The sequence below is a fragment of the Streptomyces coerulescens genome (genome assembly GCF_042657965.1).
GTDB classification, from domain to species: Bacteria; Actinomycetota; Actinomycetes; order Streptomycetales; family Streptomycetaceae; genus Streptomyces; species Streptomyces coerulescens.
Genome location: NZ_JBHSKM010000002.1, coordinates 1,006,449 through 1,031,365 on the forward strand (window position 1 = coordinate 1,006,449; position 24,917 = coordinate 1,031,365).

General features: G+C 73.0%; 21 protein-coding genes. 12 read left to right on the forward strand and 9 right to left on the reverse strand.

The window, feature by feature from the left end; translation table 11 throughout:
• Positions 1–91: 91 nt before the first annotated feature.
• Together ACFPQ9_RS05950 and ACFPQ9_RS05955 are read right to left on the reverse strand one after the other, a co-directional pair.
• Positions 92–2,407, reverse strand: coding sequence for an ABC transporter permease (locus ACFPQ9_RS05950; RefSeq protein ID WP_380847608.1), 2,316 nt, complete (start codon positions 2,405–2,407; stop codon positions 92–94).
• The gene (locus ACFPQ9_RS05955; RefSeq protein ID WP_380847611.1) at positions 2,404–3,111 is read right to left on the reverse strand and encodes an ABC transporter ATP-binding protein; all 708 of its coding nucleotides are present in this window, start codon (positions 3,109–3,111) and stop codon (positions 2,404–2,406) included. Before ACFPQ9_RS05955 ends, ACFPQ9_RS05950 begins: the two co-directional genes overlap by 4 nt.
• 139 nt (positions 3,112–3,250) lie before the next feature.
• Here ACFPQ9_RS05955 and ACFPQ9_RS05960 point away from each other — a divergent pair, with 139 nt between their 5' ends.
• From ACFPQ9_RS05960 to ACFPQ9_RS05980, 5 genes are read left to right on the forward strand one after another with little or no spacing between them, the layout of a single operon-like run.
• Positions 3,251–4,111 (forward strand): sensor histidine kinase, encoded by an 861-nt coding sequence (locus ACFPQ9_RS05960; protein WP_380847614.1) that lies wholly within the window; start codon positions 3,251–3,253, stop codon positions 4,109–4,111.
• Positions 4,108–4,800 carry a response regulator gene (locus ACFPQ9_RS05965; RefSeq protein ID WP_380847617.1) on the forward strand — a complete coding sequence of 231 codons (693 nt, stop codon included), beginning with the start codon at positions 4,108–4,110 and terminating at the stop codon, positions 4,798–4,800. The genes ACFPQ9_RS05960 and ACFPQ9_RS05965 overlap by 4 nt, the downstream gene beginning before the upstream one ends.
• A 49-nt stretch (positions 4,801–4,849) precedes the next feature.
• Entirely contained in the window at positions 4,850–5,452 is a 603-nt protein-coding gene (locus tag ACFPQ9_RS05970; RefSeq protein ID WP_380847620.1) for a TetR-like C-terminal domain-containing protein, read from the forward strand.
• A 60-nt stretch (positions 5,453–5,512) separates the two neighbouring features.
• Entirely contained in the window at positions 5,513–6,934 is a 1,422-nt protein-coding gene (locus ACFPQ9_RS05975) for a prenyltransferase/squalene oxidase repeat-containing protein (RefSeq protein ID WP_380847623.1), read from the forward strand.
• A gap of 37 nt (positions 6,935–6,971) precedes the next feature.
• A complete protein-coding gene (locus tag ACFPQ9_RS05980; protein WP_380847626.1) occupies positions 6,972–7,694 on the forward strand; it encodes a hypothetical protein in 723 nt (240 codons plus the stop codon).
• Here ACFPQ9_RS05980 and ACFPQ9_RS05985 read toward each other — a convergent pair.
• Both ACFPQ9_RS05985 and ACFPQ9_RS05990 read right to left on the reverse strand, forming a co-directional pair.
• Positions 7,681–8,106, reverse strand: coding sequence for an NUDIX hydrolase (locus tag ACFPQ9_RS05985; protein WP_380847629.1), 426 nt, complete (start codon positions 8,104–8,106; stop codon positions 7,681–7,683). The two genes, ACFPQ9_RS05980 and ACFPQ9_RS05985, sit on opposite strands and share 14 nt — an antisense overlap.
• Positions 8,107–8,179: 73 nt before the next feature.
• Positions 8,180–8,959: an isocitrate lyase/PEP mutase family protein gene (locus ACFPQ9_RS05990; RefSeq protein ID WP_380847632.1), complete on the reverse strand. Its 780-nt coding sequence runs from the start codon at positions 8,957–8,959 to the stop codon at positions 8,180–8,182.
• A 169-nt stretch (positions 8,960–9,128) separates the two neighbouring features.
• Here ACFPQ9_RS05990 and ACFPQ9_RS05995 point away from each other — a divergent pair, with 169 nt between their 5' ends.
• On the forward strand, positions 9,129–9,440 hold the full coding sequence (locus ACFPQ9_RS05995) for a PadR family transcriptional regulator (protein WP_380847635.1): 312 nt from the start codon (positions 9,129–9,131) through the stop codon (positions 9,438–9,440).
• Positions 9,440–10,612: a hypothetical protein gene (locus tag ACFPQ9_RS06000; RefSeq protein ID WP_380847638.1), complete on the forward strand. Its 1,173-nt coding sequence runs from the start codon at positions 9,440–9,442 to the stop codon at positions 10,610–10,612. The genes ACFPQ9_RS05995 and ACFPQ9_RS06000 overlap by 1 nt, the downstream gene beginning before the upstream one ends.
• On the opposite strand, the gene ACFPQ9_RS06005 is transcribed toward ACFPQ9_RS06000, so the two are convergent.
• The 3 genes from ACFPQ9_RS06005 to ACFPQ9_RS06015 all read right to left on the reverse strand — a co-directional run bounded on the left by ACFPQ9_RS06005 (position 10,596) and on the right by ACFPQ9_RS06015 (position 15,103).
• The gene (locus tag ACFPQ9_RS06005; protein WP_380847641.1) at positions 10,596–12,284 is read right to left on the reverse strand and encodes a DUF2264 domain-containing protein; all 1,689 of its coding nucleotides are present in this window, start codon (positions 12,282–12,284) and stop codon (positions 10,596–10,598) included. The two genes, ACFPQ9_RS06000 and ACFPQ9_RS06005, sit on opposite strands and share 17 nt — an antisense overlap.
• Before the next feature lie 69 nt (positions 12,285–12,353).
• Positions 12,354–13,427, reverse strand: coding sequence for a rhamnogalacturonan acetylesterase (locus ACFPQ9_RS06010; RefSeq protein ID WP_380847644.1), 1,074 nt, complete (start codon positions 13,425–13,427; stop codon positions 12,354–12,356).
• 263 nt (positions 13,428–13,690) lie between these two features.
• Positions 13,691–15,103, reverse strand: coding sequence for an RICIN domain-containing protein (locus ACFPQ9_RS06015; RefSeq protein WP_380847647.1), 1,413 nt, complete (start codon positions 15,101–15,103; stop codon positions 13,691–13,693).
• Between the two features lie 234 nt (positions 15,104–15,337).
• On the opposite strand from ACFPQ9_RS06015, the gene ACFPQ9_RS06020 reads away from it, so the two are divergent.
• Together ACFPQ9_RS06020 and mmuM are read left to right on the forward strand one after the other, a co-directional pair.
• On the forward strand, positions 15,338–17,458 hold the full coding sequence (locus ACFPQ9_RS06020; protein ID WP_380847650.1) for an autotransporter-associated beta strand repeat-containing protein: 2,121 nt from the start codon (positions 15,338–15,340) through the stop codon (positions 17,456–17,458).
• Between the two features lie 127 nt (positions 17,459–17,585).
• The gene (mmuM, locus tag ACFPQ9_RS06025; RefSeq protein ID WP_380847653.1) at positions 17,586–18,509 is read left to right on the forward strand and encodes a homocysteine S-methyltransferase; all 924 of its coding nucleotides are present in this window, start codon (positions 17,586–17,588) and stop codon (positions 18,507–18,509) included.
• Between the two features lie 55 nt (positions 18,510–18,564).
• Here mmuM and ACFPQ9_RS06030 read toward each other — a convergent pair whose 3' ends face one another.
• Positions 18,565–20,142: a carboxylesterase/lipase family protein gene (locus ACFPQ9_RS06030; protein ID WP_380847656.1), complete on the reverse strand. Its 1,578-nt coding sequence runs from the start codon at positions 20,140–20,142 to the stop codon at positions 18,565–18,567.
• A 240-nt stretch (positions 20,143–20,382) separates the two neighbouring features.
• Between ACFPQ9_RS06030 and ACFPQ9_RS06035 the strand changes: the two genes are divergently transcribed.
• The 3 genes from ACFPQ9_RS06035 to ACFPQ9_RS06045 all read left to right on the forward strand — a co-directional run bounded on the left by ACFPQ9_RS06035 (position 20,383) and on the right by ACFPQ9_RS06045 (position 24,042).
• A complete protein-coding gene (locus tag ACFPQ9_RS06035; RefSeq protein ID WP_380847659.1) occupies positions 20,383–21,399 on the forward strand; it encodes a hydroxyacid dehydrogenase in 1,017 nt (338 codons plus the stop codon).
• A 190-nt stretch (positions 21,400–21,589) separates the two neighbouring features.
• Entirely contained in the window at positions 21,590–22,645 is a 1,056-nt protein-coding gene (locus ACFPQ9_RS06040; protein WP_380847662.1) for a LacI family DNA-binding transcriptional regulator, read from the forward strand.
• Positions 22,646–22,839: 194 nt separating this feature from the next.
• Positions 22,840–24,042: a ferritin-like domain-containing protein gene (locus tag ACFPQ9_RS06045; protein WP_380847665.1), complete on the forward strand. Its 1,203-nt coding sequence runs from the start codon at positions 22,840–22,842 to the stop codon at positions 24,040–24,042.
• Between the two features lie 144 nt (positions 24,043–24,186).
• Here ACFPQ9_RS06045 and ACFPQ9_RS06050 read toward each other — a convergent pair whose 3' ends face one another.
• Positions 24,187–24,837: a ThuA domain-containing protein gene (locus ACFPQ9_RS06050; RefSeq protein ID WP_380847668.1), complete on the reverse strand. Its 651-nt coding sequence runs from the start codon at positions 24,835–24,837 to the stop codon at positions 24,187–24,189.
• Between the last annotated feature and the right edge of the window lie 80 nt (positions 24,838–24,917).

The following is a 24,917-nucleotide window of genomic DNA, read 5'->3' on the forward strand; positions in this document are numbered from 1 at the left end:
CTTCCCCCCTCGAACTCCGCAGATGACGTACCCACATGGATGGCATCCGGGAACCGACCGCGCGCCCGACCCTTCGAACGGGGCACCCCGCTCACTCGCTGCGCAGCACCTCCCCGATCGTCAGCCGCCCGGCCCTGCGCGCCGGCACATACGCCCCCAGCACCGCGATCAGCAGCCCCGCGAGAGCGAGTCCGGTCAGGGCCGGGGCCCGCCATACGTCCGTCATGTACGGGGGCAGGGCGATGTCGACGGCGTCCGCCATGCGGGGGATCACCAGTTCGTAGCCGGCCATGCCCAGGGGGATGCCGAGCAGGGAGCCGAGGGCGCCGAGGACGGCCATCGACGTCACCGTCATCGCCGTGACCTGCCGCGGCGTCATACCGATCGACTTCAGCATGCCCAGGTCGCGCCTGCGGTCGCGGGTGTTGAGGACGACCGTGTTGAAGACGCCCAGGGAGGCGACCGCGGCGAGCATCAGGGTGAGGGCGGCGGCCGAGCCGACGATGGTCCGGGTGATGGCGTTGGAGCCCCGCACGTCCGGGGTGATCCCGGCGTCGGCGGCACGGGCCGCCCGGGCGTAGCCGGCCGGGTCGGTGCCGTCGCGCAGTCCGACGTGGTAGGCGATGGGCCGCTCGGCCGGGGCCAGTGCCGTCAGGGTCGGCCAGTCGCCGAGCACGACACGGGCGTTGCTCTCCATGAACTCCCCGACGACCAGCACCCGTTCGCTCCGGCCGCCCTTCTCCAGGGTCACCCGTTCGCCGACCCGTACGCCGTTCTGGCGCAGGAATGCCGAGCCGGCCACGATCTCGCCGCTCGCGCGCATCCACCGGCCGTCCGTGAGGACGCCGCCCAGCGGGAGCCGGTCGCCTCGACGTCCCTCGAGGGTCACCTGATGCGCCGAGCCCGCGAGCCGCACGTCCACCGACGCCCGTGCGGTGACTTCGGTCGCGCCCGGCAACGCGCGCAGCAGGGCGTCGAGTTCATGGTCGTCGTGCTGCGGCTTCGTCTCCTTGCCGTGGTGGAAGCGGGAGGCGTACACCGTCACCTGGTAGGCGTCGCGGCCCGCGTTCCCGAACCGGTCCATGGTCGTCGCGAGTCCGGTCGCGAACGTCACCGTGGTCACGCCGAGGACCACGGCGGCCAGCGTCAGGAGGCTGCGGCCGGGCCGGGCGAACGGCAGTCCCATGCCCAGGCTCACCGAGCGCGGCAGCCCGCTGCCGGCCAGCCGCCGCTGGATGCCCGGGGCACGGCCGACGCGTGGGGCGCTGCCCGCGCTGATCGCCCGCGCCGCCGACATGCCGTGGGCGCGCAGCGCCGGGGCCAGCGCGGCCAGGACACAGACCGCGGGCATGCCGAGCAGGGTGACGGCGTTCACCCAGGCGGAGACGGACACGCTGTCGTGGAGCACGCCCGCGTCCGGGCCCATGAACACGAACGCGAAGAAGGGGCGCGCGAGCACATTGCCGAGGAGCGTGCCGAGCGCACAGCCGACGACGGCCGGTACGGAGATCATCGTCAGGTAGACGGCGACCACCTGCCCCGGTGTGAAGCCGAGCGCCTTGAGCACGCCGATGTGCCGGAACCCGGAGATCACCGCGCCGCTGACGACATTGGCGATGATGAGCACCGCGACGGCGATCCCGAGGATGCCGAAGGCCATCAGATACGGCGTGTACGCCCGTGCCGAACTGCTCACCTGGTGCTTGAGGGTGAGATACGTCCGGGATGCGGTGAGCGCGTCCGCCGGGAGCCGTTCGGTCACCGTCCCCAGCTGTGCGCGCAGCCGGTCGTCGGAGGAGGCGTCGGGGAAGCGGAACAGCATCTGGGTGGCCGTCGGCTCCAGGGCGTCGATCTGTGCGGGCGCGACCCAGGCGTCGGCGGTGCGGCTCAGGTCGAAGGCGAACCCGACGACGGTGAGCGCCGGGCCGCCCGACGGCATCGGGAGCCGCTTGCCGAGGTCGTCCGGTGTCCAGTCGGACTGCCGGTTCAGCACGACCTCGCCGGGCCGGGTGGCCCAGCGGCCCGCCCACAGATCGAGCCGGTCCACGGGGCCGCCGGGGTCGGCACGGCCCGCGACCGTGATCCGGGTGCCGAGGCCGAACCGCATGGCGTCGTCCGGCAGTTCGACGGTGGCCTGCGCGTAGGGGCCCGCCGCGGCCTCGACGCCGGTCTGCCGGGCGGCCCGCGCGAGTTGCCGCGCGGAGACCTTCGCCGGGTCGAAGACCGCGGTGACATGCGGGCCGCGCTGCTTGCCGAAGGCCTTGTCGAAGGGCGCGGAGGCCGCGTCGAGCAGGCCGAGTGCCACCACCATGGCCACGGTCGAGGTCAGGGTGACCAGCGCGATGACGAGCGTCTGGAGTCTGCGCCGCCGTACCGCCGCGCGGGCGGCCCGCCATACGGCCCTCATGCGGACGGCTCCAGGGTGTGCTCGCCGGTGACCCGGCCGTCGGTGAACTCGATCAGCCGGCCGGCGCAGCGCCGGGCGAGATGCTCGTCGTGCGTGACCAGGATCAGCGTCTGGCCGATCTGGTTGAGGTCGAGCAGCAGATCCATCACCTGTTCCCCGGAGCGGCTGTCCAGCGCGCCGGTCGGCTCGTCGGCCAGCAGTAGGGCCGGGCGGTTCATCAACGCCCGTGCCACGGCGACGCGTTGACGTTCGCCGCCGCTGAGGACGGCGGGGTGGGCGTTGCGCCGGCCGGCGATGCCGAGTTCGTCGAAGAGCTCCAGGGCCCGGCGGCGGGCCTGCCGGGCCGGGGTGCCGGTCAGCTGGGCGGCCAGGGCCACGTTGTCCAGGGCGGACAGGTCGTCGATCAGGTTGAAGAACTGGAAGATCATGCCGATCCGGCGCCGCCGGTACAGGGCGAGCCCCTTCTCGCTCAACTCCCCCACGTTCTCCCCGTGCACGACGACCGTGCCGTCCGTCGGCCGGTCAAGACCGGCGATCATGTTGAGGAGCGTGGACTTGCCGCACCCCGAGGGGCCCATCACCGCGACCGCCTCCCCGGCCCGGATCTCCAGCGACACCCCGGCCAGCGCCGTCGTCTCGCCGTACTCCTTGCGCAACCCGTCGAGCCGTACGACGGTCTCTCCCCTGCTGTCCTCGATACCCATGGACAGGACGCTACGAGGCGGGCCGGCGCCCGGACATCCCACCCGGGATGGCATCCGGCCGGACGTCTCATCCTCGCGATGCAGTACCTGCATCTCCCGGCCGATGCGCTCGCGGTGATCGTCTGCCAGGGTGAACGCCATGGGGGACTGGGAAGCGGGCTGGGTCACGGCGGCGGTGGCCGGTGCGGCCGTACTGGTGCTGGGCGTCGCGCTGCTGCGGACGCGGCGGCGCCGGCGGCAGGCCGTCGGGCAGCTCGGCTGGCTGCTGGAGCGGGAGCGGGAGAGCGCGGCCCGGGCGGCGGTCGCGGCCGAACGCGACCGTATCGCCCGCGAGTTGCACGACATCGTCAGTCACAACGTCAGCCTCATGGTCGTACAGGCCGGCGCCGCCCGTGAGGTCATGGGCACGATGCCGGACGAGGCGTCGGCGGCGCTGCGTGCGGTGGAGGACGCGGGGCGGGGCGCGATGACGGATCTACGGCATCTGCTGGGGCTGCTCGCCCCGTCGCCGAGCGGCGAGGACGACGACACCGAGACCGGTGCGGAGGATCCCGCGGGCGCCGCCGACCTCGCCCCGCAGCCCGGCATGGACCGGCTCGGGCAGCTCGTCGACCGGGTGTCGTTCGCGGGGCTGCCCGTCGAGGTCCGGATCTCCGGCGAACCCCGCCCACTGCCACAGGGGATCGACGTGACGGCGTACCGCATCGTGCAGGAGGCGCTCACCAACGCGCTCAGGCACGGTGACGGCGGCAAGGCCGAGGTCACGGTGCGCTACGCGGACCACGCCCTGCGCGTGGAGGTCCTGAACACCGGGCCGAGCGTGCTGACCGGCGACGCCCCGAAGCAGCCCCGGCCGGTCCCGCGGCACCGGGACGGCACCGGGCGCGGGTTGCTGGGGCTGCGGGAGCGCGTCGCGGTCTACGGCGGTGACCTGGACGCCCGCCGGCGGCTCGGCGGCGGATACCGCGTCCGGGCGCGCATCCCGCTGGACCGGCCATGACGGCACCGGTGACCGAGCCGGCGCCGCGGGTGCTCGTCGTCGACGACCAGACGCTGATCCGCACCGGCTTCCGGCTGATCCTCACCGCACGCGGCATCGAGGTGGTCGGCGAGGCCGCGGACGGCGTGGAGGCGGTGTCGATGGCACGCGAACTCGCCCCGGACGTCGTGCTGATGGACATCCGCATGCCGCACATGGACGGCCTGGACGCCACCCGCCGCATCCTCCGGCAGGTCCCGGACTGCCGGGTGCTGATGCTGACCACCTTCGACCTGGACCGCTATGTGTACACGGCCCTGTCGATCGGGGCGAGCGGCTTCCTCCTCAAGGACGTCACCCCCGAGCACCTGGCGGCTGCCGTACGTCTGGTGAGCACCGGCGACGCCCTGCTGGCTCCCTCCATCACGCGCCGCCTGGTGGAACGCTTCGCCGCGGACGCCGCCACCCACGAGCCCACGATCCCGGCCGACCTGGCGGCCCTCACCCCTCGCGAACGGGAGGTCCTGAGCCTCCTCGGCCGGGGTCTGTCCAACACCGAGCTCGCCGCCCGTCTCACCCTGAGCGAGGCCACGGTGAAGTCCCATGTGGCCCGCATCTTCGCCAAGCTGTCGCTGCGGGACCGCGCCCAGGCCGTGGTCCTGGCGTACGAGACGGGGCTGGTCCGGCCGGGCACGAGGGGAGACCACTAGCATCCTGCCTAGGCACTTTAGGTTTCCGCAGTCGGAGGACACACGCCCCATGGCCCGCGCAGGACTCACCGCCGACCGGCTCGCCGCGGCCGCCGCCGAACTCGCCGACGAGGTGGGCTTCGAGAACGTCAGCCTGTCCGCGCTGGCCCGGCACTTCGGTGTGCGGGACGCGAGCCTGTACTCGCACGTCAAGAACCTTCAGGACCTGCGGACCCGGGTCGCCCTGCTGGCCGGCGGCGAGATGATCGACCGGATCGCGGCGGCCGTGGCGGGACGCGCCGGCAAGGACGCGCTCGCCGCCTTCGCGGACGCCTACCGGGAGTACGCCCTGGAGCACCCGGGCCGGTACGCCGCGACACAGATCCGCGTCGACCAGGCCGTCGTCGCCGACTCCCCCGCCATGCGCCGCACCGCCGAGATCACCTACGGCGTGCTCCGCGCCTACGGCCTGGAGGAACCCGACCTCACCGACGCCGTCCGCCTGCTGCGCAGCACCTTCCACGGCTACTGCGCCCTGGAGTCCACGAGTGCCTTCGGCGCTCCCCGGGACGTACGGGAGTCCTGGGACCGCGCGATCGACGCCCTTCACGTGGCCCTCGCCAACTGGCCACGCGGCGGGCATCACCGGCCGTTGCCCCAGGTGCCACGCTGACCACTTAGACTGGAAGCTTCGCGGAGGTCACATGCCGCCACCACGGGGGAGGGAAGCGTCTTGTCCCAACAGCAGCTCGGACGCGGCCCCTTGAGGTCCCGTCGGCCCGATCCCACACCGCCCTCCCCGGACGCGGACCACCCCGACACCTCGCCGCCGGCGCGCTTCGTCGGCTGGCTCGGGGGCCTCGGCGCGGCGGCCGCCGGGTACGCCGTGTTCCAGTTCCTGTTCAGTGTGCTGCCCGACTCCATCGACGGCTCGGCCGCCCGTTATCTGATCTCCGCGGTCAGCGGGCTCGGCACCTTCGTCGCGGCCTGGCTGGCGGCGGGCCTGCTGCGCGCGCGGGCGGCGGCCGACTCCGCCCCGGCTCCCACGGTGGGGCCCGGCGCGATGGCCCCGGGCGCACCCGGCCCGCTCCCGGGCGTGTTCACCACCGCCTACGACACCCTCGTCGACCAGGTGTCCGTCGTGGACGACCCGGAGCACGGCCGGCTCACCGGCTGGCCGCATTCCCTCGGCGAGGACACGCCCTCCCGGCCCACGCCCGTCGGCACCGCCTACGGCCTGCACATCATGCTCGACCTCGGTGTGCCCGAGGGCCGGCTGAGCACGGGCGAGCTGGTGGACACGCTGTGGCGGCTGCGGCTGCCGGACGGCGGCTGGTCGGCGCGTTCGCAGGGCTCCGAGGCGCGCCCGGAGGTCACCGCGCTGGTGCTGGGGGCACTGGCCCGGGCGGGCGCGTCCGCCGAGCGGCTGGCGGCCGAGGTGGAGCGCTGCGCCGACGGGTTCACCCGTCAACTCGACCGCACCGGGCGGGAGTCCACCCATGTCGTGACGACGGTGCTGCGCGGGCTGCTGCGGGCCGCGCCCCGCTCCGAGGTCCTGCCGCTGCTGCGCGAGGCCCTCGCGGACGGCGCGATCAGCGACCCGCGCCGCGACCATCTGCGCTGCTGGGGCTACCGGCTTCAGCCGCCGTACGGCAGGCCGTCGCCGCTGCACACCGCGCAGGCCGTCGTCGCCCTGGACCGGGCCGCCCGGGTGCTGGGCGAAGGCGGCGACGCGCGTGCCGAACGTGCCCGTGCCGCACGCGAGGACGGTATCCGCTGGCTGCTGTCGTGCCCGGACGCGCCCCACGACACCTGCCCGGACCTGGCGAACCTGCACGAGGAGGTGCGCCGGCCCCGCACGGACGACCCGGCCCGCCACGAGGTGCTGAACGTACGGCACTTCACCGCGTCCTGGCTGGTCCGTGCACTGCTCTCGCCGAGCGCGCTGGAGATCGCCCGCGCCGAGGGGCTTCAGGAGGAGCTTCGGATCCGGCTGGAGGGGGCCGTCGCCGCGGTGTGGGCGGGGCAGACGGACGGCATCTGGCTGTGGGCGCGGGACGAGGCCACCGAGCGGCGACGGCCGATGTGGATGACCTATCAAGGTCTTTCCGCGCTGCGCGCGCATGCCGTATGGATGTACCAGCCCCCTGGCTGAAGTCGGTTACCGCGAAGGCGCGTTGGAGGATGAGTGCATGGGCGGTCGGCAGGTCCTGGCGGCACGGAGGCTGCTGGCCGGGTCGCTGGACGGTGAACTGCCCGAGCACGAGCTGGTGGCCGCGGCCCGCGCGGTCGTCACCGAACTCGGCGCCCCCGAGCGCCTGTCGGAGCTGATCGCCGAACTCGCCTCGGGCGAAGGGGACCCGGACGCCTGTGCCCGGCTGTCGTACCGGCACGTCCTCGGCTTCGACAAGTTGCTGCTGATCGACGGCGGTCCGCGTCAGATGCTGCGCGCGCATGTGTGGCATCCCGGCGCCGGGGCGATCGGCAAGGAGGACATCCACAACCACCGCTCGCCGCTGGCGTCCTATGTCGTACGGGGCCGGCTGGCCATGGAGCTGTACGAGGTCGGCGACGGCGGCATCGCGGCGGCCCGCTACGAGGAGTCGCTGGCGCAGCGGTCGGCGAACTGGGTGCTGGAGCCGGCGGGGCCTGCGCGGCTGCGGCTGACGCATCTGGGCCAGTACGCGGCCGGCAGCTCCTACGCCCTGCCCGCGCATACCCTCCATCGGGCCTGGTGCGACACGGACCGGCCGACGGTGACGCTGTTCCTGGAGACGGGCGCCGAACGGCGGCCGCACACCGATGTGTTCACCGCGGCGGGCCCGCATCCGGGTGCGGTCGCGAAGGTGCCGTTGGGGACGGCGGAGTACCTGGAGGCGCTGCGGGAGCTTGCCGAGCAGCTCAGAACTCTGTGAACGCCTGCCGGACGATGTCGAGGTTGTACGCGTCGATCTCGACATTCGTCAGCTCGGCGCGGGCGAGCCAGGCGTGGTCCTGGTCGGGCTCGGGCAGGGTGATCGCCCCGGTCAGGGGCCTGACCAGGAAGTTGTCCTGCCAGTTCTTGATCTCGTGCCCTCGGTAGTCGCTGAGGAACGAGGACTCGCCGACCTTGCGGACGATCTCGCCGAGCAGCCCGGTCTCTTCCTTCAGCTCGCGCAGGGCGCCGTCCTCGGGACTCTCACCGGGCTCCAGCTTCCCGCACGGAACACCCCACACCCGGGGCAGGAACCGCTCCTTCTCGCTGCGGCGCACCAGAAGGATCCGCTGTTGGTCGTCCATCACGACGGCGGCCGCCAGTCGCCTGTCGCCGGGGATGTCCATCGTCATGGTTCCTCGGTCCCTCGCCGGTGATGAGTCCAAAGGGTGTGATACCCGGGAAAGAGTCAAGGCTAACAGGAACCTACGGCGCGTCGCTGTGAGTCACGTCGCTCCGACGGCTGAGCGCGTCCACTTCACCGTACGACGGGACGACCCCGCCCGGTGTGCGTCCCTCCCGGATCTCCAGTGCGGCCTCCAGTGCCGCGCCCAGCGCCCGCCGGTAGAGCAATGAGCCGAGGCTGACGCGTCGTACGCCCAGGTCGGCGAGGTCGGCAAGGGTGGGGCCGGTCGGGGAGTAGAGGATGTTGAGGGGGACGTCGAGGTGCTTCACCAGGGCGGCGATCTCGCGGGGTTCGGTGAGTCCGGGCACGAACACGCCGTCGGCGCCCGCCTGTTGATAGGCGTCCAGCCGGGCCCTGGTGTCCGTGTCTCCCTCTCCCAGCCAGTACGTGTCGGTGCGCGCGTTGACGAAGAGACCGGGTGCGGCGGCCTTGACGGCGGCGATCTTCGCGGCGTGCAGGGCGGGTGGGCCCAGGCCGTCCTCCAGGTTGATCCCGACGGCGCCCGCGGCCGCCAGCTCCCGGGCGAACTCCCCCACCTCGTCGGGGTCCTCGCTGTAGCCGTCCTCGGCGTCGACGGAGAGGAGGTAGGGCCCCGAGCCGAGGGTGCGCGTGAGCCGGTGGGTCTCGGCCCGGGTGGCCGACGCCCCGTCGGGCAGGCCCGCGGCGGCGGCCGCACCGAGGCTGGTCGTGCCGACGGCCCTGAAACCCCGGGCGGCGAGCGCCGTCGCCGAGCCGTGGTCCCAGGCGTTGGGCAGCAGCAGGGGCTCGTCACCCCGGTGAAGTGCGGCGAAGCTGGTCACGAGGGTCTCCCTGCGCGTCGGCGGCCTTCCGTTCCTGCTCGGAACGCTAGGTCCTGGTCGCTTCGGTGCGGACCGAAGTGATCCGGCACGTCTCCCGCCGAAGACCGCGCGCCGACCGGTCCGTTCTCTGCCATGGCCGGCCGAACTCTACCTATGTAGAGTTATGGGCATGGCACGTTCCCGGCGCCCCTCGGCGCAGACCGCGGCGGTGGTACGAGCCCTGGCGGAGAACCCGTCCGCCTGGCGGTACGGCTATGAGCTGTGCCGGCAACTCGGTCTTCAGGCCGGTTCGATGTACCCGATCCTGATGCGGCTGGCCGACCGCGGACTGCTGGAGACCGCGTGGGAGACGGACCCTCCGGCGGGCCGGCCCCCGCGCCATCTGTACCGGCTCACCGGCCCCGGACTGGCCCTGGCGGCCGAGCTCGCCGGGCCGGAGACCGCCCCGGTGCGGCTGCGACCGCGATGGGAGGGTGCCTGATGCGCACTCGGACACGGTTCGAACTGGTCGTGATGGCCGCGGTGGCGGCGGCCGTCGCCGCACTCCTGGGGTTCGGCTTCCTCACGGTGGGCCCGCCGGACACCGACTCGGAGGGCTATCTCCCCGTCCTCGTCGTCTGGGCGGTGCTCAGCGCGCCTTCGCTGGTCGCGGCCCGGATCCTGTGCCGGTCCTGGTGGCGGCGCGAGGACACCCGGGACGGACCGGAACGGCTGCTGGGCCGGGCGGTCGGCGCGCTGCCCCAGAGCCACCGCGACTGGGGCGCGGCGATGGTCGCCGAACTGGCCGAGGTGCGGGGCCCGATGGCACGGGCGCGGTTCGCGGTGGGCTGTGCCCGGGCCGCGCTGTTTCCGCCGTCGTCCGGCCGGGGGCCCCTGCTCGCGGGGGCGGTGACGGTGGCTGCGGCCCCCACCGCGGGGTTGGCGGTCGGCCAGGCCCTGCCCGCGCTGCGGGTCTTCACCGTGATGTTCCTGGTCCTGCTCGGTGCACTGGCCGCGTTCGCCCTGTCCCGTCCGCGCGCCCTGCGCCCGCCGGCGTCCGGCCCGGTCGTCACGGTGTTCGGTCTGGCCGGGGTGGTCACGGCGATCGCGCTGGCCGCGTACGTGCTCGTACAGGATCCACCGGCCGAGCGCGCCCTCGGCTCCTCCCACGCCCTGGTACTCGCCGTGTTCCTCGCCGGCTGTCTCTGGCTGGTCCTGGCCCCGCCCCGGGCCCTGACCACCGGCCGTCTCGCCCGCGGCGCCGGGCTCGCCACCGCGGTCCTGCTCGGCGTCTGCTTCGTGTGGAGCGCCCGGACGGGGGACGTCCTGGCGACCTACGTGTTCCTGCCCCCGGTGGTGCTCTCCTTCCTGGGCTCGGCGGTCGCCGCCGCGGTGCGCCGGTCCTTCCGGACGGGTGTGCAGACGACGGTGTGGACCACCGTGACGGGCACCCTGCTGGTCTTCGCCTGCTGGCTGGTGGAGGGGCTGCACCGGTTCCGCGTCGAGGGGGCGCTGCTGCTGGACGGCGAGACCCGCTACCCGGTCGGCACGAACGTCACCGACGCCGTCTTCTGGGTCCTGGTCTTCGTCCCCGTCTGGGGCCTGCTGCCGTTCGGCGTGATGGGCGCGGCCTTCGGCAGCAGGCTCCCGCGGCTGCTCAGGCCCGCACGCTGACGCCTTCACCGTCGGTCAACCGTGCCCGGACCGTGCTGCCGTCGCTCCAGCGGACGAGGATCCCGTCCTCGCCGTACGGGCGCACGCTCACCAGCTCGTCCAGCGGCGTGGGTTCCGCTTCGGCCGTGAGGCGGGCGAGGGCGACGAAGAGGGTGGGGCGGTCGCCGGTGACGCCGGTGAGGTCGTCGTCGAGACCGGTGGCGGGGCGGAGTTCGGCGCGGACGCCGTTCCGTACGGCCCAGCCGGTGACCCGCACCCGCGTCCCCGGCTGCGCCCCCGCGACCAGATGGGCCCGCACCTCCGCGGCGCCCCGTGCCAGCACCATGCTCGTGACCCGCACTCCGTCGCCGGCCGAGTGCCGCGAGGCCGCCCACCCCTCCCCCACACCCAGCGGCACGATGCCCGTACGGCTCGGGTCGTCGCCGACGATCACGCTGTTGTCGTGCGCCGGTGCGGGCCGCGTCACCGTCGAGTAGGCGAGGCGGGTGTAGTGCGGGTCGTAGCGGACGTCCTCGCTGCCGTGGTTGTGGAGGCGGACGACACCGTCCGAACTCGTGGACTGCAGAAGCCAGTTGGGGGCGGCGACGGCGGTCAGCGCGTCCTCGCGCTCGGCGGGGGCCGGTTCCTCCGCCGCCGTCCACACCTCGTGGTCGGCCGGGAGGAGAAGGCCCAGGAAGCCCTTGCTCGCCCAGTACGGGGATGCGGGGCCCGAATAGCCCTGCAGGACCGTCTCGTCGGGGCCGTGCCAGCCGAGGGTCAGCAGTCCGTTCGCGTCGACCGCGCCTCGTTCCAGGAAGTACTTCAGCGCGCCCGAGGCCAGCCGCCGGGTCTCCCCCGGCGACAGCGGCGTACGACCCGTCAGGGCGCCCAGCCACAGCGGGGCCGTCGTCGCGAAGCGGTAGGTCAGGGAGCGGCCCTGGTGCAGAGGGGCGCCGTCGCCGCCGAACAGCCGGGCGTAGTCGGCGAGGTGGCGGGAGAGGCGGTCGCCGTAACGGTCCAGGAGCTGTTCGTCCCGGGCCAGCCAGGCGTGCAGCACCGGATACAGATGCATCGCCCAGCCGTTGTAGTAGTCGTACTTGCGGCCGTCGCCGTCCGTGTACCAGCCGTCGCCGACGTACCAGTCCTCGATGCGCTCCAGGCCCCGGTCGATCGCCTTGCGGGACGCCTCCGTCTCGTGGCCGATCTCGTGGAGGAAGCCGCCGACGGTCACCGGGAACAACTCCCAGTTGCAGTGCCAGGCTTCGGCGGTCAGCGCCTCGCCGAGCCAGGCCGCCGCGCGCTGCCGTACGCCGTCGTCCAGCCGGTCCCACAGCAGGGGCCGGGTCAGTCGCAGCGCGAGCGCGATCGACGCCGCCTCGACCAGGGGCTGGCCGCGGTCCTCGATCCGGGGCCAGACACCCGCGACACCGGCCGCCAGGCCCTCGGCGTAACGCTCCAACGCCGTCTCGTCCCGGCGGAACGCCGCCATCAGGAGCGTACGGGCGTAGCCCTCCAGGCCGTCCGAGAGACGGCCCGACCAGCTCTCGTGGTCGCCGGGAAGGTGGTAGAGCGCGCGGTCCTCGGTGGCGTACGGCTCCACGGCGGCGAGCAGGGAGTCGGCGGCGGCCTCCCAGTGGGCGCGCGTGTAGCCGGTGCGGGGGCTGAGGGTGCGGTCGTCCGGGGGCAGGTCCATCGGTCTCTCTCTTGGCGGCTCGGGTCAGGCCTGGGGCGCCCCGGTTCCGGTCGGGACGCCCCAGGGGTCTCATCCCACCCGCACCTGGCCCTCTGGCACCAGATGCCGGGCGACGAGTTCTTCGCGGACCAGGCTCGCGTACACCGTGGCGCCGTGCACGGAGGTGTGCGTGTTGTCCCGCTTCTCGTCGTAGAGGTACAGCGCCTTGGACGCCTCGACGCCGAGCGACTCCACCAGGGCCTTGGTCTTCGCCGTCAGGTCGATCAGGGGGACGTCCCGGGCGGCGGCGACCGAGCGGACGACCGCGGGGTGGTCCACGCCCAGGCCGTTGACCAGCAGGGCGGTGCCGTTGTTCAGCGTGCCGTCGGAGTTGAACCAGCGACGCACGACGGGAGTCACGAGGACCGGCTCGCCTCCCTTCTCGCGCACGTCCGCCACCAGTGTCTCCAGGTTCGTCCGGTACGTCGCCTCGTCGGTCGTCTTGTCGTTGTGGGCGAGCTGGATCAGCACCAGGTCACCGCGGCGGATCAGCGGCCGCACGGTGCCCCACAGGCGTGCGTCGGCGAGGTAACTGACCGTACTCTCACCGGAGTCGGCGTAGTTGGCGACGGACAGGCCCTTGCGCAGATACTGCGGGAGCTGCTGGCCCCAGCCGGAGTACGGGGCGCCGGGCTGATCGCAGACGGTGGAGTCGCCGACGAGGAAGATCTGGCGGGGGGCGGGGGTCCCCCCGCGCGAGCGCATTCGAGCGTGGGGGAGGGCCTTGGTGACCTCGATGCCGGCCAGGGCGGGGAACGAACCGCCCAGCGTCAGGTCCAGGCCGGGGGTGCCCTCGGCACCGGTCGGCTCTCCCTCCGGCGTACGGACGTTCACGGTGAAGCTGCGGGCGACGCGCTCACCGGCCGGGACGGCGGTCTCTGGGAGCAGGGCGCGGCGGGTCTCGCCGCTGACGCTCGTGCTGGAGGCGGACTCGCCGCCCAGGAGGACCTTGACGTCGTAGGTGCCGGGCGGGACGTCGAAGTGGCAGGCGGTGGCGGTGCAGTCGCCGTGAACCCGGGTCTGCGCCTGGGCCCTGGCCGGTACCGCTGTCAGCAGGGTGCCCAGGGTGGCCACCACCAGTACGGCGGTGCTCGAACGTCTCATACGCGACTCCTCGCTCGGACGGACCCGGTGTGCGCCTGGACCGTATCCGTTTCGACAAGCGCTTTCTAGAGCGTGGGCGTGGCACAGCCAGCTGCCCATCCCAAGCTCGCCGCAAGCCCTTTCGTGAACGCGATTCGACTGTCACCCTGCACCACCAGACCGAGGCGCTTCGGCCTCCGGGGCCCGTACTTCGGGGGCCTCGGGCGGCCATCTCAGCGCGGGCACGGCGATCGACGCGATCGATCTGTTCGCCTGACGGCATCTCATGTCCCGCGCGTCCACTGCTGGTTGGTTCCGCCGTTGCAGGTGTAGGTGATGATCGCGGCGGAGTTGGCGGTGGACGCGCCGTTCACGTCGAGGCATTCGCCGGTGGCGCGGGACCTGATGGTCACGTAGGAACCGGTGGTCGTGAGCGACCACTGCTGGCCGGTCGCCGAGGCGCTGCAGTTCTCCTGCGTCACCGTGCTCGCGTTCTCCTGGACGCACAGGGAGCTGTGCCGGGCCATCAGCTGGTAGTAGCCGCTGCCGACGGACTTGAACCAGTACTTCTGGTTGCTGCCGCCGTTGCACTCGTACTGCTTGAGCTGGGAGCCGGCCCACAGTGACTGGCTGGTGGCATCGGCGCACTTCGAGGAGTGCCTTGCGATCAGCGTGTTGTACGTGGCGCTCGTCCCGCTGATCGACCCGGTCGCCGTGTCGACGGTGACCTCCGGGGACCAGGACATCGACATCGACGTCGAGGAGGGGAAGGTCAGCGGCAGCCAGACGTAGCGGGAGTCGTTGACGGTGCCGCCGAAGGAGTTGCCCCAGCGGTCGCCCAGGTAGAGGTACGAGGTGGTCGAAGTGCCCTGCACGGGGAGGACGTACGCGGTCTGTGAGCCGTAGGTGGTGGAGTCGCCGATGTTCGTCATCGCGGTCCACGGGCCGGCGATGTTCGTGGCGGTGGCGTACTGCTGCTGGTTGGGGTTCCAGCCGGTGGCGCCCGAGGTCAGCATGAAGTAGACGCCGTTCCGCTTGAACAGGGCGGGGGCCTCGCGGTGGCCGCCGTGCCAGGGGTCGGCGACCAGGGCGGCGATGCCGGTGTAGTCGCCGGTCAGGCGGTAGATCTGCAGGTCGTAGTTCTCGCGGGCGGCGGAGACCATGTAGCCGGTGCCGTCGGTGTCGACGAACACCGTGATGTCGCGGGACATGTGCCGGCCGAGCGGGCGGAAGCTGCCCTGCCAGGTGTAGTTGCCGTCCACGGTGTCGGAGACGGCGACGGCGGCGCGGGCCTCGCTGTAGTCGGTGCCGTTCTCCTTGTGCATCCACATGACGAACTTGCCGGTGGCGGCGTTGTACATGACCTTCGGTCGCTCGATGTTGGCGGTGGCGAGCTCCGGGTCGCTGGACTGGGTCAGGACGTGGTTCCTGAACTCCCAGTTCTTCAGGTCGGTGGAGCGGTAGGCGTCCACGTAGCGGAAGGTGTTGTCGGCGTTGCGGTGCTCGCCGAACCAGTAGTAGTACGAGCCGACCTTGAGGACACCGCCGCCGTGGGCGTGCACGGGGCTGCCCGAAGTGTCGGTGAACTGCGTGCCGTTGGTGACGGTCAGGGGTGCGGCCCGGGCGGGGCCGGCGGTGGCCAGGGCGCCGGCCACGGCCAGACACAGGGCGAGCAGCACCGCGTACGCACGTCTCATCTCACGCACTCTCCTTCACGCTCATACGGACTGCCTCTCGGGTTCACATGAGGGGAAGTGTTCGGAGTAGTCGAAATTCCGGACATGGTCTGTCATGACGAACGCCGAAAAGGTAAGGGTGTGCCTCCGGGAGGTCAACGGGTTGGACAGGGGTTCGACTTGGACAAGGGACAGCGCTTTCCCCCGAGGAGCGATTTTCTGTTATCGGCCCCTCTCCGGACCGTCTCCCATGACGTGCGCAGCCTCACCCACAGGACAGCAGCGGCCGCCGGCGCCCTCGCGACGGTCGCCGCCCTCACCGTCACCGCGGCTCCCGCGGTGGCCGCCGGCCCCCGGGACGTATCCGCCGACGTTCTCGGGGGCCGGGACGTGACACTCACCGGCGACACGGTGGTGACCGTGCCGCCCGGGACGACGACGTACGACGGCGTCTTCCGCGGCGAGGGCACGCTCACCGTGCGCGGTTCCGGAACCCTCGTCCTCACCAGGGACAGCGACTTCACCCTGCCGAGGTCCCGGCAGCGACAGAAGGTGAACGTCCTCGGCGGCAACCACCCGTACGTCACCACGACCGACCCTGACCCGCCCGCGATCACGGTCGAACGCGGGGCCACCCTGCAGTACGGCGACGGCGGTACGGGCGGTCTGATCGGCCACTTCCCGTACGGCACCCCGGCGTTCCGGCTGAACCAGGACAACATCCGGGTCGACGGCACCCTGCGGCTGTCTCTGCGGAGCGCCTACAACCTGGGCACGATCAGCGGCTCCGGGCTCATCACGCAGCCCCGTTTCCTGTGGGGCACCTGGGACCTGTCGGGCACCCACTCCTTCTCCGGGGTGATCGACAACGGCACACAGGTCAACGCCGGACGGCCGGAGTTCGCGACCTCGCTGCCGCGCGTGCGCAAGGTCCTCAACCAGGGCACCTTCACCGTGGACACACCGCTGGGCCGGACCGTCACCATGGGCATGGACTTCTACCAGCGCGAGTACGGCAGCGACATCAACGTCCAGTCCCGGCCCGGCGGCAAGGTCGTCCTCACCGGCCAGTACAGCTGGTCCGACCGGGGCGGCGACACCGATCCCTCCCTGAGCGACCCGGCCCTGAACTGGACGCCCGCGCGCAAGAACGTCAACAAGCGCGGCACCAACATCAAGGGCGCGGACGTCCAGTGGGGCGACGGGACGACACACGAGATCTTCCTGCCCGGTACCGCCGAGACCGTCTACATCAACCTGCTCGCGGCACGCTCGCGTTCACGGCTGACCTTCGACTACGATGGCCCCGTCACGCTGGGCGCCCCCATCGGCGGCGGCAGGTTCCACGACACGCTCTCCGCGCCCGGAGCGGGCGACGTCGTCATCAAGGGCAGGCGGGGCAACGACGTCACCTTCGCCGCCGTGCAGTACTACGACGGCTCGACGACGGTCGGCAAGGGGGCGGTCCTGCGCCTGGGAAGCGGCAGACGGGGCGGCGACGGCGGGCTGTACACCCGGGGCATGCTCCACCGGGTCGTGAACGAGGGTTCGCTGGTGCTGAACAACGTCTCCGAGCCGCTGTCCCTGTCCCGGGTCAGCGGCAGCGGGTCGCTCACCCAGGCCGGGTCCGCGACGTCGACGCTGACGGGGCCGGCGGTGACGTACACCGGCCGGACGACGGTCGAGCGGGGCACGCTGGCCCTGCGCGACGGCGCCACGCTCGCCCGCAGCAGGTCGATCACGCTCAGCGCTCCCGACTCCCGTCTGGACGTGGGCACTTCGGGACTGCGTGTGACGACGGCCTTGGCGGGCAAGGGCACCGTACGGGGTGCGGTGACCAACGACGGCGTGGTCACGAGCGGCCTGACCGTCTCGGGCGACTACACGCAGTCGGCGAAGGGCGAACTGGTGGTGCGCGAGGGCCCGTTGACGGTGACGGGCACGGTACGCCTGGCCGGGGACCTGGACCTGGCGTCCCTCTCCCGGGCGGCCGGGCCCACCCGGAGGATCACGGTTCTCGACCATCGGGGCCCGGCGCGGACGACCGGCACCTTCACCGGCCTCGCCGAGGGCGCGAAGCTCCGGCTCGACGACACCGCGTACCGCATCTCCTACCGGGGCGGCGACGGCAACGACGTGGTCCTCACGGCCGCGATCCCCTCCCCCGGCCCCGACCGCCCGCTCACGGCAGGCGGCGCGCCCGCCTCCCCGGGCCCGCGCACCGCGAACGCCACGGGCGGCGGCCTCGGCTGGTGGCCCTACGTCCTGGCCGCCGGGCTGCTCCTGGGCCTCACGATGCCGGCTGCGCGACGCGGGCGGGGACGGGGTCGCGGCCCCGGACGACGGCGGGGAGGCCGCCACGCGGCCCAGGGCTAGCGCCCCGCCGGGGAGCCCGCCGCGCGGCACAGGGCCGGAGTCCGCCCGGGGAGGCCGCCACGCGGCACCGGCCGGCGTCCGCTCGGGGCAGGGGGCCGGTCACCCCGTCTCGACTACCGTCGTCCACATGACCAGCAGCCTCTCCCTCGCCGAAGCCCTCGCCGCCGGGACCGTCGTGCTCGACGGCGGCATGTCCAACCAGCTGGAGTCCGCCGGGCACGACCTGAGCGACGAGCTGTGGTCGGCGCGGTTGCTCGCGGAGGTGCCGGAGGCCATCACCGAGGCGCATCTCGCGTATTTCGAGGCGGGCGCGGACGTGGCGATCACCGCCAGTTACCAGGCCACGTTCGAGGGGTTCGCCAAGCGCGGCATCGGACCTGCGCGAGCGGCCGAACTGATCGCCCTCAGCGTGGAGTTGGCCCGAGAAGGCGTGCGGCGGGCGCAGGCCGCGGGAGTCCTGCGGCCGCTGTGGGTGGCGGCGTCGGTCGGGCCGTACGGGGCGATGCTCGCGGACGGCTCCGAGTACCGGGGGCGGTACGGGCTGAGCGTGGCGGAGCTGGAGCGCTTCCACCGGCCCCGACTGGAGGTGCTGGCGGGTGCCCGGCCCGGCGTGCTGGCGCTGGAGACGGTCCCCGACACCGACGAGGCCGAGGCACTGCTGCGGGCCGTGCGCGGGCTCGGGGTGCCGGCCTGGCTGTCGTACTCCGTGGCCGGTGACCGCACCCGCGCCGGCCAGCCGCTGGAGGAGGCGTTCGCGCTGGCCGCGGACGCCGACGAGGTGATCGCGGTCGGTGTGAACTGCTGCGCACCCGAGGACGTCGAGCCCGCCGTGGAGATCGCCGCCCGTGTCACGGGCAGACCCGTCGTCGCCTACCCCAACAGCGGCGAGTCCTGGAACGCCGAAGCACGCGCCTGGGACGGCCGCTCCACCTTGACGCCCAAGGCGGTCCAGGGGTGGCGGGCGTCCGGGGCACGGCTGATCGGCGGCTGCTGCCGGGTGGGTCCCGAGACGATCGGCTCGATCGCGCGGACGCTGGGGGCGAACCCGTAGCGTCGACCGTGTCGCGGGTGCTCGGCGGTGGGGCCGTCCGCTGAGAGCTCGGCGGTCAGTGCCGGCGGACCGTCCCGGGCAGCCGTAGTCGCCGTACGACCGAGCGCAGTTCGGTGCCGCGGGCGGGTGTGCCGTCGGCCGGGGTCGTCGCGGGGGCGGGTTCGCGGGGCTGGGCGGTGGCCCACAGGGCGAGCTCGGCGTCGTGCGGACCGTGGGCGGTGCGGGTGTCGCCGTCGCCGAAGATCCGCACCGGATGGGTGTCGTCCCAGGCCTGCCAGCCGGGGTCGCCGTCCGCCGCGAACCGTACCCAGGCCCGGTGCATCTCGTCGGCCAGCTCCTGCGGGGCCCCCTCGCCGGCCAGCTTGCGGGACTCGGGGACCTCTCCGGTGTCGAAGACGAACCCGAGCTCCAGGGCGTGGCAGGCGCCGAGGTCGGGGAGGGTGGAGGGCCAGGCGAACTCGTACACGTACGACGAGCCGGGGCGGGCGTCGGCCAGGTGGTGCAGGGGGATGCGCAGCAGGTGGTCGGTGACCATCTGGCCGACGATCTCGGCGGTGCCGGCCTCCGGGTGCAGGGTGCGATAGCCGCGGGGCACGTCGGCACCGACGCGGCAGCGGGCCATGGCGCCGGCCAGGGCGACCGCGCCGAGCCGGTCGACGCGCTCCAGGAGCCCGCCGGGCACCAGCCACAGCCGGTACTCGTCACGCGTCCAGCCCAGCATCAGCTCGACGCCGGCCGCCGCGTCGCCCTCCGTCAGCGCCTCCATCGGGTCGCGGGGCACGAGGTCGCCGTCGGTGACGATCCCGAAGGCGGGCCCGCCCAGCACGGGGCTGCTGAGCCGGCCCACGTCGGCCTGGGTGCGCAGCAGCAGCTCACGGTCGACCTCGGCGAAGGCGGCGGCGGTGGCGGGGATCTTCAGCCGGGTCGCCATCCGGCGCACCATGCGCCGTACCTTGTCCCGCTCGGCCGCCTCGGGCGGGCCGCTCTGCAGGATCGCCCGCCGGACCAGGCCCTGGGCCTGCGGGGCGGCGAGCAGCGCGCCGATGCTGATCGCGCCGGCGGACTGCCCGAACAGGGTGACGCGGTCCGGGTCGCCGCCGAACGCCGCTATGGACGCCTGGACCCACTTCAGCGCGGCGAGCTGGTCGCGCAGGCCGGGGTTCGCGGGGGCGTCCGGGAAGTAGCCGTAGCCCTCGACACCGAGCCGGTAGTTGACCGAGACGAGGACGACGCCGTCCCGGGCGAACGGCCGCCCGTCGTACACGGGCACGCCCGAGGACCCGCGGGTCAGGGCGCCGCCGTGCAGCCACACCATGACCGGGAGCCGGGCGGCGGGGCCCGGATCGGGCGTCCAGACATTGAGGTTGAGACAGTCGTCGCCGGGCACGACCGGGTCGGACAGGTACTGCGCGAACGCCTCCGAGTACGGCGGCTTGGGCGGGGTCGGCCCGAACGCCACGGCCTCGCGCACCCCGTCCCACGGTTCGGGCGGCACGGGCGGGCGGAAGCGGAGCGGGCCGAAGGGGGGCGCCGCGTAGGGGATGCCCCGGAACACCGCGACGCCGTTCTCGTACCGGCCCCGCACCGCACCGTAGGGCGTGCTCACCACGGGGTCTGCCTGGACTGCCGTCATATGTCCACCAGCCTCCTCACCGCGCTCGTGCACCGTGAAGATCAGAGCAACTCATTGTGGCCCGATATTCCGGCGAACGGGCGGCCGGGAGGGCTGTTCGGCGTACCCGGTCACTCCACCCTCGCCTCGCCGAGGTCACGGAACCCGGTCCCTCATCACATCGATTGACCGGCCTCCCCGGCAGATCTACGTTAGAAGGCGCTTTCTGAACCCGTTTCCGCAGAGTGCCTCAGGAGAACCATGCCCAGCCGCCCCCATCTGCCGAGGGCCGTGTTCGCGATGGATCCGGTGCACATCCCCCAGCTCTTCCCGCCGCCGCTGATGGCCCGGCTCGGGCGCACCGCAGCCATCGACCCCGCACTCGTCGTACGCGACTTCGCCGACCCGGCGACCGCCGAGGCCCTCACCGGCGCCGAGGTGCTCATCACCGGCTGGGGCTGCCCCCACCTCGGCGGCGACGCCCTCGCCGCCGCGCCCGCGCTGCGCGTCGTCCTGCACGCGGCCGGCTCGGTCCGTTCGCTGGTCGGTGACGCGCTGTGGAAGGCCGGCGTCACGGTCTCCAGTGCCGTGACGGCCAACGCGCTGCCGGTCGCCGAGTACACGCTCGCCATGATCCTGCTGACCGGGAAGGACGCATTCGCCCACCGGGAGCGCTACCGCGCCACGCACACCTGCCCGTCGGCCGCGGAGACGGCCGCGACCGGCAACGTCGGCCGCCGCGTCGGCGTCATCGGCGCGTCACGGGTCGGCCGACGGCTGCTGGAGCTGCTGCGGCCGTTCGACTTCACGGTGCTGCTGCACGATCCGTATCTCGGCGCCACCGAAGCCGCCGGGCTCGGCGCGGAGTTGATGCCCCTCGAGGACCTGCTGCGGCACAGCGACATCGTCAGCCTGCACGCGCCGGACATCCCCGAGACGTACCGGATGCTCGACAGGGACCGGCTCGCGCTGATCCGGGACGGCGGGGTGCTGATCAACACCTCGCGGGGTGCGCTGGTCGATCCCGTCGCGCTGACGGACGAGCTGGTCTCGGGGCGGTTGCACGCGGTGCTCGACGTGACCGAGCCGGAGCCGTTGCCTGCGGGGTCGCCGCTGTACGACCTGCCCAACGTGTTCCTGACGCCGCATGTCGCCGGGTCGCTCGGCAATGAGCTGGAGCGCTTGGGGCGGATCGTGGTGGAGGAGTTGGAGCGGGTGGCGGCGGGTGCGGGGTTGGCGCACGAGGTGCGGGAGATCGATTTGGGCCGGGTCGCTTGAGGGTGGGGGCGGGGAGCGGGCCGGCGCCCGGTGTGGGTGCGGGCGTGTTCTCCGAGCCCGAGGCCAGGTGGGCGTAACAGCCCGCGCACTTCCGGACTCAGCGCGGCGAACCTAGGGTAGGAAGCGCTTACTGTTTCGTGCCGGTCGAAACTTTTCATGGCCCTCGGGCGGGCCGGAGAGGTGGTTCCCGATGGTCCGTACGGGAGGTGCGAGCGTGGCTGCCGGGCCGACCCTCGCGGTCGTGGCCCGCGAGGCCGGGGTGTCCGTGCCGACCGCCTCCAAGGTGGTCAACGGCCGCGAGGACGTGGCTCCGGAGACCCGCCGCCGGGTCACCGAGGCGCTGGACCGGCTCGGTTATGTGCGCAGACCGCGCTTCGACGCGGCGAAGACACCGGGCCTGGTCGACCTCGTCGTGCACTCGCTCGACAACTCGTGGTCGGGCGCGGTGCTGCACGGGGTGGAGGCGGCGGCCCACGACGCCGGTCTGGAGGTGGTGGTCTCGGCCGGGCTCACCCGGACGCGGGGCGCGCGGCCGGAGCGGGGCTGGCTGGACAAGCTCATCGCACGCGGCTCCTCCGGGGTGCTGTTCAACCTGGCCGAGCTGACGGCGTCGCAGTACGCGTGGCTGGAGCAGCACCGCATCCCGTTCGTGATGATCGACCCGGTCCTCGAGCCGCCGCCGGGCGTGGTGTCGGTGGGCGCGGCGAACTGGCACGGCGGCGTGACCGCGGCCGAGCACCTGCTGACGCTCGGCCATGAACGCATCGCCGTCATCGCCGGTCACCAGCGCAAGATGTGCAGCGCCGCCCGGGTGGCCGGCTACCGCTCGGCGCTCGCCTCGGCCGGGGTGCGGCACCGTTCCGAGTACGTCAGACAGGCCGGCTTCGACGAGGGGGTCGCGCACCGCCGGATGCTGGAACTCCTCGACCTGCCCGAGCCGCCGACGGCCGTCTTCGTGTGCTCGGACCGGATGGCCCTCGGGGTCTACGAGGCGCTGGCGGAGCGGGGGTTGAGCGTGCCGGACGACATGAGCGTGGTCGGCTTCGACGATCTGCCGGAGGCCCGCTGGAGCTCCCCCGCCCTCACCACGGTCCGCCAGCCGCTGTCGGAGATGGCGGCGACCGCGCTGCGGCTGCTGGTGCGGATGATGGACGGGGACCGGCCGGAGAGCACGCGGACGGAGTTGTCGACGCGGCTGGTACGGCGTTCGAGCACGGCCGTCCCGCGCGCCGCGGCGCCGCGCTGAGGCTCTCGCCCACGTCCCCTCGGCCCGGTCTTGTGATCGTTGGCCCGACAGGGTGGTCGATGCGCCGTGCGGCACGTGTGCCCTGGTGGCGGCCGTGATCGCTGCTAGCTTCGCGAGCTGTCGGAGGGGTCCCGGGTGCGGTGCGGCTGCCCCGAGCGGGGCCGTCCCTATGAGCCGAGGTGAGGTTGACGGGTATGGGCGAAGAGCCGGACGAGTCGACGGTTGCTCCGTTCAAACGCAGGAGGTTCCTGGCGTCGGCCGCGGTGGCGGCCGGGGCACCGACGGCGGTCGCCGGGACCGCACAGGCCGCCGCGCCGGCGGCGGACGCGGTGGCGGGCGGGCCGGCGGCGGACGCGGTGGCGGGCGCACCGGCGGCCCAGGGCACCGTGCAGGCCGCCGCCGGACTCGGGTCCGTGGCGCGTCTGATGGCCGTCCCCGAGGACAGCCGCGGGGTGGCCTGGCTCAGGTCGGCGCTTCAGGTCGCCGTGGGGCTCGAACTCGCCACCATCCCGCCCTACTTGTGCGGCTGGTGGTCGATCAAGGACCAGCGCGGCGAGGTCGCGCGGATGATCCGGCGCATCGTCGGCGACGAGATGTACCACCTGGGCATCGTCTGCAACCTGCTGGTGGCCGTGGGCGGCAGGCCGCAGATCAAGGCCGCCGCGCCCGTCTTCCCCGGGCCGCTGCCGGGCGGGGTGCGCGCCGGGGTGACCGTCTATCTGTCGGGCCTCACCCGCCCCTTCGTGCGGGACGTGATGATGGCGATCGAGGCCCCCGAGGTGTCGCTCGCCCGCAGCGTGCAGGCCTCCCCCACGGTCGGCGAGTTCTACGACGGCATGCTCGCGGCGTTCCGGGCGGTGCGGCCGGACCTGTCGACGCGGGGTCAGGTGGCGCAGCACATCGACTCCGACGAGCTGCGCCCGGTGCGGACCCTCGACGACGTCGAGCTCGCCATCGAGATCATCAGGGAGCAGGGCGAGGGCACCGACAGCTCCCCGACCGACTCCTTCTCGGACGACCGCCCGGCGCACTACTACGCCTTCGGGGAGATCTACCACGGCCGGGCGCTGCGCCGGACCGACGACGGCTGGCGGTACGTCGGCCCGCCCGTGCCCTTCCCCGACGTGCGCCCGATGGCGCCGGTCCCGGTCGGCGGCTGGCGCAACACGCCCGCCCATGCGGGCGGGCTGCTGTTCCGCTTCGACGCCATGTACAGCACGGTGCTGGACTCCCTCGACGCGGCCTGGGCGGGCGGCGGCCACCGCGCTCTGGGCGCGGGCATCCGGACCATGCGCGGACTGGAGGAGCCGGCCGTGGAACTGATGGAGATCCCCATCCCGTCCGGCCGGGGCACCTACGGCCCCCAGTTCCGCGCGCTGCGCAGGCCCCGCCGCTGAGGGTCGCACCGTGACGACAGGCTCTCGGGGCCGGACCGGACACCGGGTCAGCAGGCGTCCCTGATCCCCGGGTCCCGGATCTCCGGCCCGGAGAGCCCACGTCCCGCCCCTGAGCCGCCGTCGGGCCGGCCAGGTCGGCGCGGGCTAGCGGGCAGGCCCGGCCGCCCAGTCGATGCCGCCGCGGAGATGCGCGCAGAATTCGGGGTCCTCGTACGCCTCTGCGGTGTGCCCGAGGGCTGTGTAGAAGACGCGTCCCGCCCCCTGTTCACGGCACCACACCAGCGGATGGTCCGCGCCCATGCCGCCGCCCTCGTACGACGACTCGTCGGCGCGGGCCAGCACCCGCACCGTGCCGCGGGGGTTGGTGCGGAAGTCGTACCACTCGTCGACGAAGTCCCATACGGCGGGCAGGTGCCGGGTGGCCGGGTGCTCGCGGTCCTCGACGATCGCCCGGCCCGGCTGGAGTTCGGGGTGCCGGTCGAACCGGGCGCCGAGCAGGTCGCCGTAGTACGGCCAGTCGTACTCGGTGCAGGCCGCCGCGTGCACCCCGACGAAGCCACCGCCCGCCTCGACGTACGCGGCGAGGCGCTCGCGCCCGGCCGGGGTGAGGATCTCGCCGCTGGTGGAGAGGAAGACGACGGCCGCGTACGCGTCCAGGGGTTCTTCGAGGGCCCGCGGATCCTCGGTGTGGTCCACCTCGAGGTCGCCGAGCGTGCGGAGCGCCTCGACCCCGGCCGGGATGGAGGCGTGCCGGTAGGCGGTGGTGCGGGTGTGGACGAGGAGTCGTACGGGCATGCGAGCGAGCGTAGGCGAGCCGGAGTCTCCCGCTCCATGGCCCGCGGTGATCGGTGAGTTTCGGGCGGTCCGCGGAGCCG